Origin of the sequence: Acinetobacter sp. UBA3461, assembly GCF_002381195.1 — a bacterium.
In the GTDB taxonomy this organism is placed as follows: Bacteria; Pseudomonadota; Gammaproteobacteria; order Pseudomonadales; family Moraxellaceae; genus Acinetobacter; species Acinetobacter schindleri.
This window is the reverse complement of sequence record NZ_DFRO01000027.1, coordinates 40349-59243: the sequence shown is the minus strand read 5'-3', so window position 1 is coordinate 59243 and position 18895 is coordinate 40349. Positions and strand designations below refer to the sequence as shown.

The window sequence follows — 18895 nt, the reverse complement described above, 5'->3', positions numbered from 1 at the left end:
TTTTATGTTTGAAATTAACAGAACTTGTGCCCGCCGAAACAGTTAGATGTAACCGACTGGTTCTGCAAGACCTGATTTTGTAAGGTTAATCGCGCAGGCTGTCCAGTATAATATCCTGTATAGGCGCCAACATTGATATTCATTTTTCGTTCAATTGGGGTGCCTGCTAAAGAACCCAGCGCTTCAATCACTGATACATCTACATTATGATAACTTGCCATCAGCTCAGTAGTCAGTGCTTTAGCAACTTGTGGCAATACAGCAGACACATCTACCAAATCTTTTGTTTCTAAGTATCCCAAGTCAATGGGATCTTTAAACGACATCCACCACCCGGCTTTTGCTATATCTTTATCGTCAGCGCCCAACCACTGCACATCACGGCTTTGCAAAGACAGATATCCACCTGTACCGGATAATGGAATGTTATGAATCATATTTAAGGCTTGAACAAAGGTAATATCCATATTCAAGTTTTCTAAGGTTGATCCTTTTGCCATTTTAAAGAATGAGTGATCTCCGACCTCAATACTCCCTAATGAAATTAGAGCAGGAAACGTGACATATAGCTGGTCTTTAGAAAAGTCTGGTGTACCATTTACGTCAGGCCCATAAGAACCACTCTCTGATGCAGCAAGTGGAATAGATGTTAAAGTAGAACGAATACCAGAAACAACTGCTGAGTTAAGACGCTTACCTGTTACGACTGTTTCTGGCATCACAAAATCTGCACGCATCGAAGGTACAGTAATTCCAGTATGGCCTTCAGCACCAGGTTTACTGGTATAAGTACGGTCTTGTCCTAAAGCGGTTAATGTACCACTAATTTTCTGATCTGATGCATTACCAAAGGTTGCAGCCTTAGTATAGGAGTGACCTTCAGTTTGAGCCATTTTCATATAACCACTGAAGCTTTTAATTCCATCTTTTGGATCTGGAATATTGTCCGTACCCAAGGTCAGTAAGCCTAAAATTTCTTCTGCACCTAGACGAAAACCCACAACTTCACGTGTAGCTGTCTGATTACCACTGATTGCAAACTCAATAAATGGATTGGTAATTTGAGCACTGGTTGTAGCACGCTCACCTGTAAAACTTGGAGAGCCATCGGTCTTTTGCCCTGTTGCTGGACCACTTAATGATATATTGGAAATATCAATATCACAGGCATTTGCACCATTCATCCCACCACAGCCCAATTGGAGACTTTTAATATTAACATTAAGTTCCATTAATGCTTCTAGGCCTAGTTTATGAAACTTGATACCTTGCCCTGAATCATAATTAGTCTGCATATTTAAAAGAGCTTGGCCTTCTACTGCTGCCAGTTCCTGATCCGCTAAAGCAGTTAGAGCAATCCCTTGCTGTGATGTTGCTAGTATTGCAAATGCAAGACTGCTCATTATTATTTTTTTCATCTTATAATCCCATGAAGTATCAGTTACTCAATTTAGAACAATAATTCATTAACATTTCATTATTTACTTACCAGTATGTGACACAGCACACTTCTGTAAGAAGATGACCCTTTTAACGTGGCGTTATTCCTAAAGTACTACGCATCGTTCCACCTGTTAACGCAATTGATGCCATATTCTGCATAGTATTATTAGTGGTCATTGCGAAATTGGTTCTAAATGGGGTTGCCAGATCCTTAGTATGATTCAAGTCAATCTGACTATCCAAGGTCACTGTATCTGTACTTAATTTAACTTTTGTATTAAAACCTAAATTTCCTTCCAGACTGTTCAAAGTTAATGCTGAACTTTGTACAACCTGACCATTTTCACCAATATCTTTGTTGATTAAACTAAAATAACTACCTACATAATTCTCATCATTACGTTGCGCAGCAGTTAAATCTTTAAATTTGAAATTACCTTTCAATCCAAGGAAGTTACTATCAGGATCAGCAGGAGTCGGATCTACTCCTGGAATAATGCGTAGTTCACCTGAACCATCTAGTTTTAAAGCAATCGTAGTCAAAACATCATCAGGTTTTGAGAAGCTATCGTTAGCAACTACAGCACCACATAGCGCAGATCCTGAAGTACAGTTATATTTTGAACCAGGCAATTGGCCAATGGCTAATTCCGCTTGTGCTGCAATTAATAAATCATCTGCACGAATATATAGTCCACTATCTTCATAGCTAATCACACCTTCAGCTTGAATCAGAGCATCAATGTTACGTAAACCAGCATAATAATTCACAGCTTCGCCATGTACGCCATTTTGACCATCAATTAAAAGAATAGAGGTGGTACTTGGCAAACCCGTTTTAGCATCAATACCATAACCCTCGGTTAATGCAAGAACATTGTAAGCTATCCCCTGTTTACCATTATAAGTTGTACCGGTCAAAGCTACATTGGCATTCAGGTTATAGACTGGAATACCTATACCCCAAGAACCACCATCGCCTGTAAGAGCGGCAATCGAATTGTCTGAAATAAAGCGCGCTTTACTGGCGATTGACTGAAAGTCCATGCCACGTACTGCTATAAAGGCATAATTTTCAGTAGACTTTAGATTTTGCTTACGAATATGATCATTCTGCATTAAGGTATTTTTTAAATTTTCATTTATCAGAAAATCTAAGCTTTTACCTGAAATCGTATTGACATAAATATCACCAAAATCAATATAAGCATTTTGCTGCTTTGTAAGTGCCCTTAAATTAGAAAACTCAATTGCATAACTTCCTTTCCCTGTATGACCTATTTCTAATGTTGTTGGTGTATTTTGGCTATTGGACGCATTGGTGAAATCAGTGGATATACCCAAATGCAAGCCACCAGTATTGGTGATATTTTCATAACCTGTTAAAGCATTGTAAGTCTGACCATTGGTATTGACTCCAAATTTAGTAATATTAGACTGATTACCATTCATAAATATTTTTGCGTTGGTTATATCGCCTGATGCGCCCATACGCATAATATTTTTGACTACTGCTTTAGAAGTTGCATCTTGTTGGGTTACATAACGCAAATCCAGATTTATACCAGGATTAGTAGCGCCAGAACGTCCCACTGCCACATCAGTGTTATCAGCAACACGTCCTAAATGCACAATATTAGTTTCACTATTAATACTCGGTTTTTCTGCAGTATTGTATGTACTTAGGACAATACCTTCATGCTGGTTTACAGACATATATCCAAAACCAGAGAAGTTAAAATTAAAGTCTTTTAATAGGGTTTTATTATTCCCTAAGGCATGACTTATATTCGCATTTTGCAATTGAAAATCTAGATAAGCGAGCTCTTTACTGTTAAATAGCCCTGCTTGTGTTTCTAAAAGCATTTTTATTGGAGAGTTGGTTTGTATACCCAACTTACCCAAGCTACTTACATTTGCCACATTCCGATTGATAGCATGACACGTTGCTTCACTACAGTTTTTTTCAACAATATTTAAGTTTGCCTCTGCATTAAATGGATCAACACTAAATGCCAGCCTGATCCCTGTGCCGACCTCTGTTGCACCTACATCAAGATGTAATTGGCTCACTATAGGATTGTTATTAACACCTGATACATTTACTTGATGCAGCCCCAAACCTCTTTGTACATTCTGATCACCGGTAGGATCAAGCCAGTTGGCTTGTTCAATGTACACTTTTGAAACTTCGTGGGTAAGGCTAAGCCCGTCTTGACCTGTAACTTGTCCTAAGTCCTGATCTTGGATAGCCTCTAAAGCATAGGTTTGTTGTGCTAAAAATACACATACAGTGAGGAGTTTTAATTGCATTTTTTTTGTTTTCATATTGATATCCTTATCCTTCACTTAAGATTTTAGCAACGGCTTTGTGCCCCACCTGAGCAGTTATAGCTAAAGATTTTCAATTTTCCAGACATATGCATATTGCCATGCACATTGAGCCCCATAAAACCTTTTTCTTGTCCAAGATCAAATTGAGGAACTGCTTTTTCTGCAGTTGTAATGTTTCCGTTAATATCGGTAATTTTTTCTACGTATGTGTCATATTTATCGACATTTAAATAACCTTCTTCTTTATTATCTGCCTCGTCTGTAGTCCCTGTTTCGACCGCTAAGGTACTAAACCCAAGATTACGTATTTTAAGCGGACTTTCATCATAAAAAGTGACTTGCATCGCAGCTTGGGGAATATTCCGATAATTAATGATAGTAGCGCCATCTATAGAAAAACGGTCAATTTGCAAGGTACCCTGAATATCTTTAAAAACCAGCCATTTCTTATTGCCATCCTCATCCACATGATTATTAGGTGAAATAGCCAAACGACAGAACAGATTATCTGTACCACATGAATTTGCATCAAAATCGTAATATACAGTTGCAATGCCGTTTTCAATTCCATGAATATTTTTAAGATTTGGGTTAGTAGCATATCGATGATTTAAAGAAAAGGTCCAACTTAGGTCTGCCCCCCCTTGTCCAACTACCTCTTTCATTTCTTGTTGATCTAAATTCACTAAATTGGCATAGCTAGATAACGATACACACATCAAGGTCGCTAAGGTCATTTTCTTTAACATGGCTAACTCCCTTTATAGTCCTGTCGTTTTAATTTTTAGATGTTGGATCAGCACCCCATCAATTGCCACTGAACCAAAGTTTTTAAACTCGGTTCCATTTGCTGCGGTGCTCTTGAACATAATTCCCGTCGCATTGTCGCCTTTATTTGCATCTAAAAGGTTGCCTGGCAGATGATCTACAGTACCAATTGAAATACTACTGTGAGTTGCATTCCGCCCTTGATATTTTGCGACCGTATCCCGATCATTGGCTTTAATTGCTGTGCCACAGGTATACACATTACAGGTAGACCCTTCTAGGCTGCTGGTTCCTAAGTATTCAGTCAAACCATATTGTGTGTTATAGGCAGTATCACCCGGTTTAAAATTACTACTCTTATAATTCTGGTAGATTTTATTGTAAATTTCTGGAATATCTGGAATACGGGTAACCTCCAAAATAATATTATTACCTTCTGAACCCACTATAAAAGGCTGATACATATTACCGAGGACAAGATTGATATTAGGACTATATAAATACAAGCCTTCCTGTTCTTCAAAAATTGGGGCTGGTGTACCTCGCACCATAGCAGGTGTAACGACCGTATTATCTTCGTTTTCAACTGCTGAGCTAATACGAATACCACGTGCATCCAGATTTGAATCAAGTTTACTCAATGTCGCTGGATTATCATTGGTATTCAAACGTAATAATGCGGCTAAGCCTAAAGTCTTATTATAGTTTGCATCATTTGATTCAGCTGTTTGGAATAAACGGACTTGCGAACCATTTAGACTTAAGCCATTGGCCACCACTTGCATACGTAGCCGTTGATCTAACTCTAAACCTGAAGTCGGTGCACCTGTTGCTGGATCAATCTGGTTACTTGAATCCAGACTTCTAGAAAAGATATCCGTCCAGAAACCTAGTTTTATATTGTTGTCATCTGCAGTAGCATATTGAGGGATTAATGCCAATGGTGCTTCTAGTGCTAGATAACCGATGTTTTTATCTGCATTTTTAAACTGTTTAACTCTCTCTGTACCTGCACGGAATAACCAAGGGTTTTCAGCTGAACCCCAGTTAAACCCTTCATTGCTATAACGTGTGCTTAATGAGCCATCACTTTTAGATAATGCCAGACCGTATATAAAAACATCTGCCTTGGTCTTTAAGGATTTGACCGGGGAATTTGCTGCCGCCTGTAATGCGCTGGCTTCAGCAGCCGCAATAATTAATGCCAAGATTTGTTGCGTTGCTGCGTCTGCAGCATCTTCAGCGAGCTGAGTGGCATTATATTTTGCACGTAACTCTGCAGCAAGACGCTCTCGAGTAATTTCATTAGAAATCAGACTATTAACTGTTGCAGTAATTTGATCGGATCTGACGAAGTTAGTTAGACTTTTATAAAATGTCGAATTTGTAAGGTCACTATTAGCAGTCAATGCACCTGGACCATAAAGTAAATTAATCATTTCATAGGTATTACCCAATGCATAGTCTTTAGCTTTTTGTTCTAATTCTAAAATACCTGTAGGATCATTACTTACAGGCAGCATTCTGTGCGAAGTTGTACCATCTTTTTTTAAAGATGCAGGTGTCCATCCATCCAGTCCCCATGTCCCATTTCGATAATCTGCAAGACGTTGTGTATAGTATTGTTGCATAATAGGAGTCTTGAGCAGTGCTTCACGTGTTTCTAATAAAAAAGTTTCTCTTTTTGCCTCAGCATCAGTCTCGATATTAGCGCTATAACTTGTTAATAATGTAGAATATTGTGAGTTATAAGTGGTGTCATAAGTATTTTTATACAACGTATTATAATTACGATCTGCTTTCCCCTGTAATACACTTTTATTGTAAGTATCCGCATAGACACGGTCATAGGCACGCTGCCCTAACTGGGTATAATTCTCCCCTGTAGGAATAATGCGAATAAAACCTGTATCTGCTTGACCAGGATTATCAATGCCGCGGGCATAACTAGAGCCTGCCGACACATCATTCGGTGCCTGAAATACCATTTTGAAATCATTTAGAGTAAGTGCGATCCCTTCCCCTGTCGTATCTGCTAAAGATTCATCTGATAACTGCTGCAAAGCATAGGTAGAAGGCATGCATAACAAACTCACCATGCTTGCTAAACATGATTTTTTAAAGATGGAATGTTTACCGTTCAAAATCATCTTCACTGTCCTTTTATTATCAGATGCTCCGCATCTTTATCTTTCAGCTTCCCAGCTGCTATGTCTATTTTTGAGTGATGCATCGTGCATCTTTTAATTAGATTTCTGCATCCATTATGCTTATTTTCCATTCAGATGCAAAAATCAAAGTGCTGAATAGCCAAGTTTCCGATGAATGAAAACTCAAAAAATAAACGGGACCTTAAGCCCCGTTTATTCAATACTTTAAACTAATTATGCTTTTGGCAAAGTCACACCAGTCTGGCCCTGATATTTACCGCCGCGGTCTTTGTATGAAGTTTCACAAACTTCATCAGATTCAAAGAACAGCATCTGCGCTACCCCTTCACCCGCATAGATACGTGCAGGAAGGTTCGTCGTATTTGAGAACTCAAGGGTGACATGACCTTCCCACTCTGGTTCAAGTGGCGTTACATTCACAATAATACCGCAACGCGCATAGGTAGATTTACCTAGACAAACAGTCAGTACATTACGTGGAATACGGAAATATTCTACAGTACGTGCAAGCGCAAATGAGTTAGGCGGGATAATACACACATCAGATTCAATGTCGATAAAGCTTTTTTCATCGAAGTGTTTCGGGTCTACAATCGCAGAATGCACATTGGTAAATACCTTGAATTCACGTGCACAACGAACATCATAACCATAGCTTGATACACCATAAGAAATGAGTTTTTCACCATTTTCATCAAAACGAACCTGGTTCTCTGCATAAGGTTCGATCATGCCATGCTTTTCGCTCATTTCGCGAATCCAGCGATCAGACTTAATTGCCATTGGTACTAATCCAAAAATCTTAAATTCAGTTATTGCGACGTACTTTAACTGAAATTCACCTCAATGAAAATAAGTGTTCTTCCTTGATGCTACTTTGAAATTTTAATAAGATTTTTTGAGTGAAGTTACAGACTCATAATCGCTGAATAACTCAGCGGTACAGAAAAGCTCATCAGTACTAATGACGCGGTCTTTTGCATATTTTTTTGGTTAAGCCAGCGATTATTATTACGACCCAGTAAAGTACCGAAGAATGTCCATAAAACTGCAATTGGAATTAATAGTCCTATAAACATCAGCATATGTAAGACATAGTAATAACTGTTCTGCCATGCAATTACGGGGAAAATTGCCGATGCAAACAATAAGGCCTTAGGGTTCAGTAAAGTTGCTAAAAATAGCTCTCTGGCACGAATGGTAAATTGACTCAAACTGTCAGCAACTTCTGCTGTACGCCATAACTTGATTGCCAAATAGAGAATATAACAGGCGCTAAATAATTTCAGGATATTCGGTAAAGCTGGCAGATGGGTTGAAATCTTGCCAATCAGGATTCCCCAAAAACTGATCGCAAGCAGATAACCTAATGCTTCAGCAGGAATAAGATAAAATGATTTCCTAAAACCTGCATGGATCCCGGAAGATGCCAATAAGGTATTGGTTGGGCCTGGAGTCAATAAAATTGTGACTACTAAACCAATAAATAACCAAGAAATCATGGGTTGACCTCGCTGTAATGCTTGCAGCATAGATCAGAATATTTTTACCTGCAAAATCTTATTTGTAAGAAGAATTATAATTTTTTGGAATAATTTAAATTATAAATTAAATTCAAACACTTATATGAAAATAATGCTGAAATTAAGTGATATACGATAGAGTCATTTTAGTTGACTCCCACTTATTCATGAGAAAATTCTACTGAAAACACTGACTCAAAAATTAAATTTTTATATTTTTAAAATGATTCATCTAATAATACATTTCTGATTTTTTCATCTTCAAATCTTTCAAAGTCACTCAGCTTATTTCTACTTATTGTCTTAATTTATTTTCTTGCTTTTATTGGGCCTACTTGCTAGGAAATACTTTCATTTTACTGTCAGCTTTAAAATAAAAACCCCAGCCTGGACTGAGGTTTTAATCAATGATCTCTATTAAAAAATACGGGACTGATCTTTTTGAGCCTTTGGCAGTTTGGCTGCAATTTTTTCAGCAATTGCCATATAACTATCAGCAGCTTCATCTCCAGCAATCACTGACGGCGTTCCGGCATCGGCATTTTCACGGATTACAGCATTTAAAGGCAGACGGCCGAGTAGTGGAATATTGTACTGTTCTGACAATTTATCGCCACCACCAGTACCAAAAATCTGTTCTTCATAGCCGCAATTTGAACAGATATGAGTCGACATATTTTCAATCACCCCCATGACTGGAATCTGTACACGGTTAAACAGTTCAATTCCTTTGGTAGCGTCCAGTAATGCCACATTTTGTGGCGTTGTCACAATCACTGCGCCAGTGACTGGGATACGCTGCGCTAGAGTCAACTGGATATCCCCTGTACCTGGCGGCATATCAATCATCAAAACATCAAGATCTGGCCAAAGTGTCTGATTAAACAATTGCATCAATGCGCCCGTTGCCTTTGGACCACGCCATGCGACTGGTGTATTGTGATCACCGGTTAAATGACCAATTGACAGCACCGCCAGGCCATAGGCATCTAATGGTACAAAGTGTTCAGCTTCAATCATTGGAGTTTTACCCGCATTACCGAGCATTGTTGGAATACTTGGACCATAAATATCCGCATCCAGTACACCGACTTTTAGACCCAATTTTTGTAAAGCCAAGGCCAAGTTCACTGTTGTGGTTGATTTACCCACACCACCTTTACCAGAAGACACCAGAATCACATTTTGAATACGTGGATGCTTCGGCACATCACGCTGTTGCGGGGCAGCTTTTTGAATAGGCGCCTCTTCTTGTTGCGGTTGATAATTTTCATTCGCCTGCTTTACAGCATCAGTGCTTGCAGATGCATCCACCACGGGTGGTAAATTCGATTTTGGTGCTACTGTGGTTTGCGGCTGGCTAGAGCAGCTTTCACCTTCAGCATGATGATGCCCGCACCCGCCCTCTTTTTTATGCCCCGTTTTTTGCTGGATCACATGCATATTGAGTTCTTTGATGCCACATTTTTCCAATGCGTCAGCCAGTTCATCATGAATCTGCTGTAGCTGCTCTTTTTCTTCAGGATAGGTATTAATCGTGATCTGTAAGATCTCACCTTGTACATTGACCTGAGTAATCCGATCTTTCAAGGCATTGTTAGAATTTGGCAAGATATAATTTTGCAGTACATTCTGCACAGCTTCTTCGTTCACCTCCTTGGAAGGCGAAAAAACCGATTTAAGCGAAGAAAGCCACGACATAGGTTACTCCAAAAATGTAGATCGATATCTAAATAGCTTAGTTTAACGGGCTTTTCACTTAAGGTTAAGCATTCTGCCCATTAAGATGAGGGAGATATTTTCAATTTCCAACCATTTTACTTGGTTTTATTAATTTGTGGCGAATAGAAATAATGGAAAGTGAAAGAGAATAAGAAATAAGGTAGTTTTTAGTATGCGAATAATTATTTTTATAATAAGAGTCTGATTAGATTCAGCCACCTCAACCCTGTTATGGTTGAAGTGGCAGTGCGATCAAAGCTTATTTATGATTTTTGTTGTGTTCGGACTTATCTTGCTGGTCCTTGGTGTTTTTGCCTTGATCCTGTTTAGACTGGTCTGCATCAGATTCTGAATCCTTATCTTTGGCAGCCTCTTTTTTATCAGACGTATTCTCCTTAGAGGTGTCATCTTTAGCGTCTTGATCTTTAGATGAATTCTCTTTCATTTTAGTCATCGTATCGGTGGCCATCTGTTTCAGCTCAGCCAGTTTGACAGAAGCTTCATTCACCAATTCAGTAATCTTCTGTTTAGTATCATCAAACTTATGTAGGGCTTCATCTTTAAGATGAGTCATACGATCCTGCTGATCTTGACCATTGCCATGTTGCTGGTCTGATTTTCCGTCTTTATGCGCAGCCTGTTTGGAATCATCTGCATCATCATTCTGCTTGGCTTCAGACTTGCCATTTTTTAGCTCATTCAGAATCTTTTCGCCTTTCTGCAATAGCTCTTCACCAATAGCAATCGCCTTGGCTTTTAAGTCATCCATCTTGGTCGTTTCATTTTTTTTATCTGACTGCTCACTATCTGAGTCATTAGCGCTCTGCTTTTCAGATTTATCATCCGCCCCGTTCTTCTGAGCCTCTAATACTTCCTGATGTTCCTGTTTGTGCTGCTTGTCGATCTCGTTTTGCTTCTGCTCTTTTTCAATTTGATCATGCATTTCACGTGCATGTTGCTGTTTATCTTGGTTCTGCTTAGAAGTACTTGTCTGGTTATTCTGAGTCATGAGTACCCTCCTTAGGTAAGTCATATAAGTTATCAGACAATTATTTAGCATAAAGCAGAGAATGAATCGGGCGAATTAAGCAAACTGCAACAAAGCCTGTACATGTTGTTGCTGATCATTGCATCAGATAGCACAAACCTTACGATCTTAAATTTTCATCAACACCAACTGGACGAGATGGTGCTCTGTATTTTGAAGATTCTATTTATCTTATTCCTTGCACCATCGGTTAGTATTTTACTGTCATCATGACATTGCATTTCCTTTAGCTTACCTATTCAAATGCTGTTATAGCCTGATTTTTCAAGCTAAAGGATGCTTATGATCGATCTACATTAAACGTTTATAGAATGAATAAAACTAAAGGTATCAAGCGACCTTAGTTTAACCACGCACGGTACTCATAAAACTTACTACCGAGAACAACCAGATGAACAGGATAAAACTGCGCGCTTGAGTGAAATGTGCCACATCTGTGCCATGCAAAATGTTGTGGCGTGTTGCAGTGACGTTCGAACTAGAATCCATCTTATAGGCTGCCAGTTCTGCAAAGTATGGATTCAGTTCTGCAGCGATTTTAGATTTATGCCATAGACTCTTAATTTCATTGCCCTTTAAACCGGGAACGATTTTGTAGACATCGACAAACTTGGTGCTGTTTTGCTTTAAGAAACCTTGTTGAATGAGTACATCTGTCAACAAGCCTTCAAGCTGTGCATAGAGCAAAGGTACACAACCTGCATAACAGCCCAATTTATACATTTTAAAGGCTTCAACTATCACGGGACGGCGTAAGGCTTTATGGGCTTGATCTATTTGCATCGCATCAAAAGCCGTCAGTACATCTTTTTGAAAGGCTTCACTGTTAATGACATCCAATAAATTAAAGCTTTTAACATTTTCATAGGCATGAATCTGTTGCCAAAAGTGCATCAGGTTAAGTGCATCATTGGCCACTTTTGAACCGACAGGTTGATCGAGCTGATCTGCCCAGACATTAAAATATTCATCTTGTTGTGCCAGTTCACGTAAGATATTGATTAAAAATGTATGTTCGCCTTGTGAGATCTGATCTAAATAGCTTTGCGCATCTTCAAGGATACGTTTGCCTAAAGTCTGTTGTTTGATATTCGATTTAATGCGTCTGACTGGTTGATCATCTTCAAAATCATTGTAATCGTCATACATGGTCAAGCACTCAAGCAAATGGCGGATAGGCTATTATCCCTGATAATCCTGCTATAAAGTAGCATTTCATCGATGTGCAACTTTGTTATTGAAAAAGAATTCACCAAAAGCCTTATGCAAGTCATGTCTATCTCATGTAAAATTACCGCCCATTGCATAAAATACGAATGAGAGAGTCAGATCCGTGCGTAATATCTTAGTCACTAACGCCCTTCCATACGCCAATGGTCCGATCCATATGGGTCACCTACTCGGTTATATCCAAGCTGATATTTGGGTACGTGCGATGCGTGCAATGGGTCATAACGTGACTTATGTATGTGCGGATGATGCGCATGGTACGGCGATTATGCTGCGTGCTGAAGCCAATGGCATTACCCCTGAACAGCAAATTGCCAATGTACAAAAAGAACACGAACGTGACTTTGCTGGTTTTAAAGTGGACTTTGACCACTACGATTCAACCAACAGTGCCGAAAACCAGGCTCGTGCATCTGAGATTTATATCAAGAACCGTGAAGCGGGCAATATTGCAGTTCGCCCTGTAACGCAATTGTTTGACCCTGAAAAAGGCATGTTCCTGTCAGACCGTTTCATTAAAGGCACCTGCCCGAAATGTAAAGCGGAAGATCAATACGGCGATTCATGCGAAGTTTGCGGCACGACCTATAACGCTACTGAACTATTAAATCCAAAATCGACGTTAAGCGGTGCGACACCTGTCGAGAAATCTTCAGATCACTATTTCTTTAAACTGCCTAACTTTGGTGAATACCTACAAAAATGGACACGTGACCAAGGTCGTTTACCTGTATCCATTGCCAATAAGTTAGATGAATGGTTTGAAGCAGGTTTGTCGGACTGGGATATTTCCCGTGATGCACCTTACTTCGGTTTTGAAATTCCAGATGCACCAAACAAATATTTCTATGTTTGGGTAGATGCGCCTATCGGCTATATGTCAAGCTTTGAAAACTACATCAAAACTAAACGCCCTGACTTAAGCTTTGAGGATTACTGGAAAAAAGATTCTCAAAATGAAGTCTATCACTTCATTGGTAAAGACATCGTTTACTTCCATGCCTTGTTCTGGCCTGCAATGCTTGAAGGTGCCAACTACCGTACCCCAACAAGCCTATTCGTCAATGGTTTCTTGACTGTCAACGGTCAGAAAATGTCTAAATCTCGTGGCACATTCATTAAAGCTGAAACCTATTTAGAGCATTTAAACCCTGAATACCTACGTTATTACTTCGCGTCTAAACTTTCGGACAAAGTTGAAGATTCTGACTTGAACCTTGATGATTTCGTGCAAAAAGTGAATTCTGACTTGGTGGGTAAAGTCGTAAACATCGCAAGTCGTTGTGCGAAATTCATCAATACCAAATTTGATAACAAGTTAAGTGCAACATGCGCAGAGCCTGAATTGGTGCAAAGCTTTATTGATGCAGGTGATTCAATCGCTGCAGCATATGAAGCACGTGAATTCTCAACAGCAATTCGTGAAATCATGGCGCTTGCAGATAAAGCGAATCAATATATCGATGAGAAAAAGCCTTGGGCTTTAGCGAAGATTGAAGGCGAAGAACAACAAGTTCATGACGTGTGTTCTGTGGGTATTAACCTGTTCCGTCAATTGGCGGTTTACCTTGCTCCTGTATTACCAACTTTGGCTACACAAGTTCAAGCGTTCTTACAATTAGACAGCTTTAACTTTGAATCACGTAAGCAAGTGTTAGTGGGTCATGAAATTGCATTGTTCCAACCGTTAATGCAACGTGTTGACCCTAAAGCGGTTGCTGCTATGGTGGATGCATCTAAAGACTCTTTAGCAGCCCCTGCAGAAGCACCAAAAGTTGAAATGAAAAAAGAGAAAGCCAAAGAGAAGAAAGCTGAACCTAAAGTGGGTGAAGCTGAAATCATTAATATTGATGATTTTATGAAAGTTGACCTACGTGTAGCGGAAGTTCTTGAAGCTGCGACGGTTGAAGGTTCTGATAAACTGCTTCAATTGACGTTAAATGTCGGTGAGGCTGAGCCACGTAACGTATTTAGTGGTATTCGTGAGTTCTATAAGCCTGAAGACTTAAAAGGCAAATTGGTGGTGATGGTAGCAAACCTTGCGCCACGTAAGATGCGTTTTGGTATTTCTAACGGTATGGTGTTAGCTGCGGGTAATGGCGAAGGTGTTTGGGTGATTTCACCTGAATCTGGTGCTAAACCGGGTGATAAAGTGTCTTAAGATGTAGGTCTTAAATAAAAAGCCTCTACTAATGTAGGGGCTTTTTTATACCATTTATATAATTTATTTTCTTGTTTTAAAAAAATATATCGATAAAATCAAAGCGCTTTTTATTTTTTATAACTATTCGGGGTAAGCATGAAAAAATTACTAGTTTCAGTTCTAGCGATGTCAACAATTGCATTTACAGGCTGTTCAGTTCGTATGGCGGATATGACCGTAGCTTCTACAAAGAACTATAACTTGAACTCAAACCAATTTGTGAAAGGTCAACGTGTCACAGGTGAAGATAAGGTTCCGGTAGTTTTATTCCCATTAGGTATTCCTAACTTCAAAACAGCGGTAGATCGTGCAATTGAGAAAGATCGTTGTGCTGTGGCTTTATCTGATGTTGTTATTACTCAATTGAATCAAGCATTTATTGTGGGGCAAATTGGTTACCGTGTTGAAGGCACCCAAGTAATTGACCGTTCACAGCCAGAATGTAAAAAATAATTTTTGGTTGTAAAAAGAGAGCCTCTACGATGTAGGGGCTTTTTTGTTTTTGGGATTTCCCTCACCCTCTCCCATAGGGAGAGGGAGAATCCATTATTAAATTAATATTGGTGTTACCTTACGAAGTTGCATTTCTCATCCGTCAAAAGTAAGGTAAATAGTATATGCCCTCATCCCAACCTTCTCCCTGAGCCATATGTGACGCAAGAGAAAGAGCTTTCAAAAATTTTAAAATTTATATCTAAGTATGATAAAAAATATCCATCCCTTTAAAACTTATAAGAACCCCATGAAAACATTTAACCCCCTATTCCTCGCACTCGCCCTAAGCACTTTAGCGCTCAACTCTCAAGCGGCTGAACCAACTACCATCCCAACGCAAAAACAAGTCGCTGGCTACTACCATCACCAAATCGGCAACACTCAAATCACCGCCCTGCTCGATGGCACAAATTACTTAAACCCTGCACTATTTAAAGGCGTAAGTGACAGCGAAAAAACTGACATTCTCAAAAAATACGCTGCCATCAACGACAAAGGCATACAAACCTCAGTCAATGCTTTTTTAATCAATACAGGCAACCAACTACTAATGGTCGACAGCGGTGCTGCAAGCTGCTTTGGCACACACTTAGGTTCAATCTATAACAACCTAAAAGCTTCAGGGTATCAGCCTGGACAGGTCAATAGCATTTTCCTGACCCATTTACACCCTGACCATGTCTGCGGCATCTCAAATAACGGTGTAGCAAATTACCCAAATGCCACACTGCATATTTCCAAAACCGAATATGACTACTGGCTCAGTCCAAACACCATCAAGAAACTACCCAAAGAAAACCAAGAGAAATTTTTAGACACAGTTGAGAAAATTAAAGCCGCACTTGCACCGTATGAAAAAGCCAAAAAAATTAAGGTCTTTTCAGACAAAGCTTTCGCTTTGGGTGATATTCAATTTAAGCCATCTTTCGGTCATACCCCAGGGCATTACAGCTTTAAACTGAAAACCGATGCTCAAGAAGTGGTATTTATTGGTGACATCGTGCATTCACATACCTTGCAGTTTGATGCACCAAAAACAGCGGTAGATTTTGATATAGACCCTAAGGCAGCAGTCGAAACCCGTCTTAAACATTTTGCTGAATATGCCAAAGCGGGTCAGTTGATTGCTGCACCACATTTACCTTTCCCCGGGATTGGGCATATCTATTCAAAAGATGGTCAAAGCTATCAGTGGATACCGGTACACTTTAAAGATTAATTGAATACTGTGATTGCAATATTCAGCTATGAAACCCTAAGCTTTTAGGGTTTCATTTATTTTATAAACACCTAACCAATAAGTATTAAAGATCTTAGACTCAAAAATCACGTTTAGATTGAGAATTAAAATCCGCTACTTCACTTAACTTTTTAAATTTTTTCTTAAAAATTGCTTCACATTCATTGTGCACCTTTAGCACTCATTTCTAGCATTCAATTGAGTCCGATAAATCTAAATATTTAAAAATTAGGTATAAATTTTAAATTTATCATCTCTTGTAGTGTCTTAGTTTGGTGCAAACAAGTCACATTATGCCTTATATCGAGTCTTATTAATTTCAATAAATTCTTCATCAAAATTTCCCTTGCTAGTGCCTCTTTTAGAATCAGTTTGCCTCTATATACTGAGTTTCTTTTGTGATTCTACGCACTAAATTGGAACGCACCATGCAAAATATAGACTTATTATTTCTCCTTCTCGGTGCAGTTCTGGTGCTTGCCATGCATGCAGGATTTGCTTTTCTGGAACTTGGAACAGTTCGACATAAGAATCAGGTCAATGCCTTAAGTAAAATTCTAACTGACTTTGCCATCTCTGCAATCGCATACTTTTTAGTGGGTTACTATATTGCCTATGGACAGCATTTTTTCCATGATGCCAATACCTTAGCAGCTGATCATGGCTATAACCTGATGCGCTGTTTCTTCCTGCTTACCTTTGCTGCAGCCATTCCAGCGATTATCTCTGGTGGTATTGCTGAACGGGCCAAAATGCGCTCGCAGGCTTTAGCAACGTTATTTCTGGTTGCCCTGATCTATCCATTTTTTGAAGGCATGATCTGGAATGGTAACTTTGGTTTCCAGGACTGGTTGGCTGAGGCGTTTGGTGCCAGCTTTCATGATTTCGCTGGTTCAGTGGTGGTGCATGCCATGGGTGGCTGGATCGCACTGGCTGCGGTAATTCTGCTTGGTGCACGTCATGGCCGCTATAAAAATGATGGCCGGATTACAGCACATCCGCCTTCATCGATTCCATTTTTGGCTTTAGGTTCATGGATTTTAATTGTCGGCTGGTTTGGTTTTAATGTCATGAGTGCCCAGCGCCTCGATGCTATTTCTGGACTGGTCGCCATCAATTCTTTAATGGCAATGGTCGGTGGAACAATTGCAGCCAAAATGGCAGGTAAAGATGACCCGGGCTTTCTGCATAATGGACCATTAGCCGGTTTAGTAGCGATCTGTGCAGGTTCAGATGTGGTACATCCATTGGGTGCGCTTTTTATCGGGATCAGCGCAGGCGTGATTTTTGTGAAATTGTTTACGTATACCCAAAATAAACTCAAAGTGGATGATGTGCTTGGCGTCTGGCCTTTGCATGGTGTATGCGGAGCTTTTGGGGGTCTTACTGTGGGTATCTTCGGTCAGCAATGGCTGGGAGGCATGGGTGGCGTTTCTTTAATTTCACAGCTAGTTGGTACAGTTCTCGCCATTATTGTTGCTTTGGCAGGTGGCTTCCTGATCTATGGCCTGCTCAAAGTATGGATTGGTATTCGTCTCACCCGGGAAGAAGAATTTACAGGTGCAGACCTGTCCATTCATCGCATTTCTGCGAATTCTGAAGAAAATATTTTTTAATGCTCTCGTAAAAAAGCCCCTATTTCACAAGGGCTTTTTTATCTATAGCGGAGCTTATAGAAATAATTACTTCATACCAAAGATCAGCTTTAATCCAAGCACGGTCATGACTGCACCTGCAGCACGATCAAAGCCTGCTTTGAATTTTAAATACACACGACGTGGCTTTTCTGCAGACAAGGCAACTGCCACCAAAGAACACCATCCTGCATCAATAAAGAAACATAGGACCGGAAGCACGACATAGAAATAGGTCGGAATTTCTTTAGGCAAAAGTGCGGTAAAAATACTGGCTAATACAATGGCAATTTTGGGGTTAGATAATTGAGTGATCAAGCCTGTGGTATAAGCACGACGCAGTGACATCTGGGTATTGCTGTCTTCATCGGCATTAATCGGCTCTTTGGCATGTTTAATAATTTTAAATGCCAGCCAGAGCAAATAAATCCCACCACAGATTTTTAAAGCCAGATAGGCAGATGGCACAGCCAGTAAAAATGCCTGTAAGCCTAGAACTGCGAGCAGACCAAAAACGGCGGCACCTGTACCGGTTCCTAATGCCGTAAACAGGCCATGCTTACGCGAAATAGCAATTGAATTTTTTGCCACATAAATCGATGTCGGCCCAGGGCTCATTGCGCCTAACATTAATGCAAAGGCAATTGAGCCCAAAATCCAGAATGATTCCACAACACAACCCGGTTAAATCTTGATTGCGCTATTCTAAGCAAAATGCAGTACGAATGCTGCATTTTTATGGTGCAAAATCTTAACTTTATCTAATAAATATTCAGTTTAGGTTTACTGAACCTCTTGGGCGATAAATTGCGGTTTAGACAAATGATAGTCGTGATCATGTACCGGCATTCCGCCTATGATCATGGTTCTGACGTCAGTTTTCGGTTTATTCATTTTGTCATTATCACAGCCAGCCAGACTGGACAGAAGTAACGCAAGCACAACATAGGATAGATGTTTCATTTGCTACCCTCCTGACAGATTCCCTTAGTTTTAGATTAGCATTTTATGTCTGTTTTTTATTCAATTATTTTGTGACAAGCTGCATCATCCAAGAATGTAGTTAGAATAGGAATAAAGTCAC

At 39.6% G+C, this 18895-nt stretch carries 15 protein-coding genes; 4 read left to right on the top strand and 11 right to left on the bottom strand.

All coding sequences use genetic code 11. From position 1 onward, the window contains the following. Positions 1–14: 14 nt before the first annotated feature. The 9 genes from B3D47_RS07645 to B3D47_RS07605 form a co-directional block, all read right to left on the bottom strand. Positions 15–1418, bottom strand: a complete 1404-nt coding sequence (locus B3D47_RS07645) for a hypothetical protein (RefSeq protein WP_004814758.1) — start codon at positions 1416–1418, stop codon at positions 15–17. Positions 1419–1530: 112 nt separating this feature from the next. After that, positions 1531–3771, bottom strand: coding sequence for a DUF6160 family protein (locus B3D47_RS07640; protein WP_004814757.1), 2241 nt, complete (start codon positions 3769–3771; stop codon positions 1531–1533). A 29-nt stretch (positions 3772–3800) separates the two neighbouring features. Then, positions 3801–4526, bottom strand: coding sequence for a hypothetical protein (locus B3D47_RS07635; RefSeq protein WP_004814756.1), 726 nt, complete (start codon positions 4524–4526; stop codon positions 3801–3803). Between the two features lie 12 nt (positions 4527–4538). After that, a complete protein-coding gene (locus B3D47_RS07630; protein ID WP_286861131.1) occupies positions 4539–6695 on the bottom strand; it encodes a hypothetical protein in 2157 nt (718 codons plus the stop codon). 234 nt (positions 6696–6929) lie between these two features. After that, positions 6930–7499 carry a dCTP deaminase gene (gene dcd / locus B3D47_RS07625; protein WP_004814752.1) on the bottom strand — a complete coding sequence of 190 codons (570 nt, stop codon included), beginning with the start codon at positions 7497–7499 and terminating at the stop codon, positions 6930–6932. Between the two features lie 125 nt (positions 7500–7624). Further along, the gene (locus B3D47_RS07620; RefSeq protein ID WP_286861129.1) at positions 7625–8218 is read right to left on the bottom strand and encodes a LysE family translocator; all 594 of its coding nucleotides are present in this window, start codon (positions 8216–8218) and stop codon (positions 7625–7627) included. A gap of 438 nt (positions 8219–8656) precedes the next feature. Then, a complete protein-coding gene (gene apbC, locus B3D47_RS07615) occupies positions 8657–9940 on the bottom strand; it encodes an iron-sulfur cluster carrier protein ApbC (RefSeq protein ID WP_286861126.1) in 1284 nt (427 codons plus the stop codon). A gap of 280 nt (positions 9941–10220) precedes the next feature. After that, positions 10221–10970: a hypothetical protein gene (locus B3D47_RS07610; protein ID WP_286861124.1), complete on the bottom strand. Its 750-nt coding sequence runs from the start codon at positions 10968–10970 to the stop codon at positions 10221–10223. Positions 10971–11354: 384 nt separating this feature from the next. After that, complete coding sequence (locus B3D47_RS07605) at positions 11355–12158, bottom strand: hypothetical protein (RefSeq protein ID WP_004814743.1); 804 nt, start codon at positions 12156–12158, stop codon at positions 11355–11357. Positions 12159–12342: 184 nt separating this feature from the next. Between B3D47_RS07605 and metG the strand changes: the two genes are divergently transcribed. From metG to B3D47_RS07585, 4 genes are all read left to right on the top strand, one after another. After that, entirely contained in the window at positions 12343–14400 is a 2058-nt protein-coding gene (metG, locus tag B3D47_RS07600) for a methionine--tRNA ligase (RefSeq protein ID WP_004814741.1), read from the top strand. Positions 14401–14538: 138 nt separating this feature from the next. Beyond that, positions 14539–14895, top strand: a complete 357-nt coding sequence (locus B3D47_RS07595) for a hypothetical protein (protein WP_004814739.1) — start codon at positions 14539–14541, stop codon at positions 14893–14895. Between the two features lie 289 nt (positions 14896–15184). Then, entirely contained in the window at positions 15185–16156 is a 972-nt protein-coding gene (locus B3D47_RS07590; protein WP_286861118.1) for an MBL fold metallo-hydrolase, read from the top strand. A 449-nt stretch (positions 16157–16605) separates the two neighbouring features. After that, the gene (locus B3D47_RS07585) at positions 16606–17793 is read left to right on the top strand and encodes an ammonium transporter (RefSeq protein WP_286861116.1); all 1188 of its coding nucleotides are present in this window, start codon (positions 16606–16608) and stop codon (positions 17791–17793) included. A gap of 66 nt (positions 17794–17859) precedes the next feature. On the opposite strand, the gene B3D47_RS07580 is transcribed toward B3D47_RS07585, so the two are convergent. Both B3D47_RS07580 and B3D47_RS07575 read right to left on the bottom strand, forming a co-directional pair. Further along, positions 17860–18483 carry a LysE family translocator gene (locus B3D47_RS07580; protein ID WP_076754062.1) on the bottom strand — a complete coding sequence of 208 codons (624 nt, stop codon included), beginning with the start codon at positions 18481–18483 and terminating at the stop codon, positions 17860–17862. 111 nt (positions 18484–18594) lie between these two features. Continuing rightward, entirely contained in the window at positions 18595–18774 is a 180-nt protein-coding gene (locus B3D47_RS07575; RefSeq protein ID WP_163165205.1) for an NF038215 family lipoprotein, read from the bottom strand. Positions 18775–18895 lie beyond the last annotated feature (121 nt).

Bases quoted from the DNA above. Each gene is read 5' to 3' on its own strand.
- B3D47_RS07620 (WP_286861129.1), bottom strand. From the start codon at position 8,218: ATGATTTCTTGGTTATTTATTGGTTTAGTAGTCACAATTTTATTGACT.
- B3D47_RS07630 (WP_286861131.1), bottom strand. From the start codon at position 6,695: ATGATTTTGAACGGTAAACATTCCATCTTTAAAAAATCATGTTTAGCA.
- apbC (WP_286861126.1), bottom strand. From the start codon at position 9,940: ATGTCGTGGCTTTCTTCGCTTAAATCGGTTTTTTCGCCTTCCAAGGAG.
- B3D47_RS07595 (WP_004814739.1), top strand. From the start codon at position 14,539: ATGAAAAAATTACTAGTTTCAGTTCTAGCGATGTCAACAATTGCATTT.
- dcd (WP_004814752.1), bottom strand. From the start codon at position 7,499: ATGGCAATTAAGTCTGATCGCTGGATTCGCGAAATGAGCGAAAAGCAT.
- B3D47_RS07590 (WP_286861118.1), top strand. From the start codon at position 15,185: ATGAAAACATTTAACCCCCTATTCCTCGCACTCGCCCTAAGCACTTTA.
- B3D47_RS07610 (WP_286861124.1), bottom strand. From the start codon at position 10,970: ATGACTCAGAATAACCAGACAAGTACTTCTAAGCAGAACCAAGATAAA.
- B3D47_RS07645 (WP_004814758.1), bottom strand. From the start codon at position 1,418: ATGAAAAAAATAATAATGAGCAGTCTTGCATTTGCAATACTAGCAACA.
- B3D47_RS07585 (WP_286861116.1), top strand. From the start codon at position 16,606: ATGCAAAATATAGACTTATTATTTCTCCTTCTCGGTGCAGTTCTGGTG.
- B3D47_RS07640 (WP_004814757.1), bottom strand. From the start codon at position 3,771: ATGAAAACAAAAAAAATGCAATTAAAACTCCTCACTGTATGTGTATTT.
- B3D47_RS07605 (WP_004814743.1), bottom strand. From the start codon at position 12,158: ATGTATGACGATTACAATGATTTTGAAGATGATCAACCAGTCAGACGC.
- B3D47_RS07635 (WP_004814756.1), bottom strand. From the start codon at position 4,526: ATGTTAAAGAAAATGACCTTAGCGACCTTGATGTGTGTATCGTTATCT.
- B3D47_RS07575 (WP_163165205.1), bottom strand. From the start codon at position 18,774: ATGAAACATCTATCCTATGTTGTGCTTGCGTTACTTCTGTCCAGTCTG.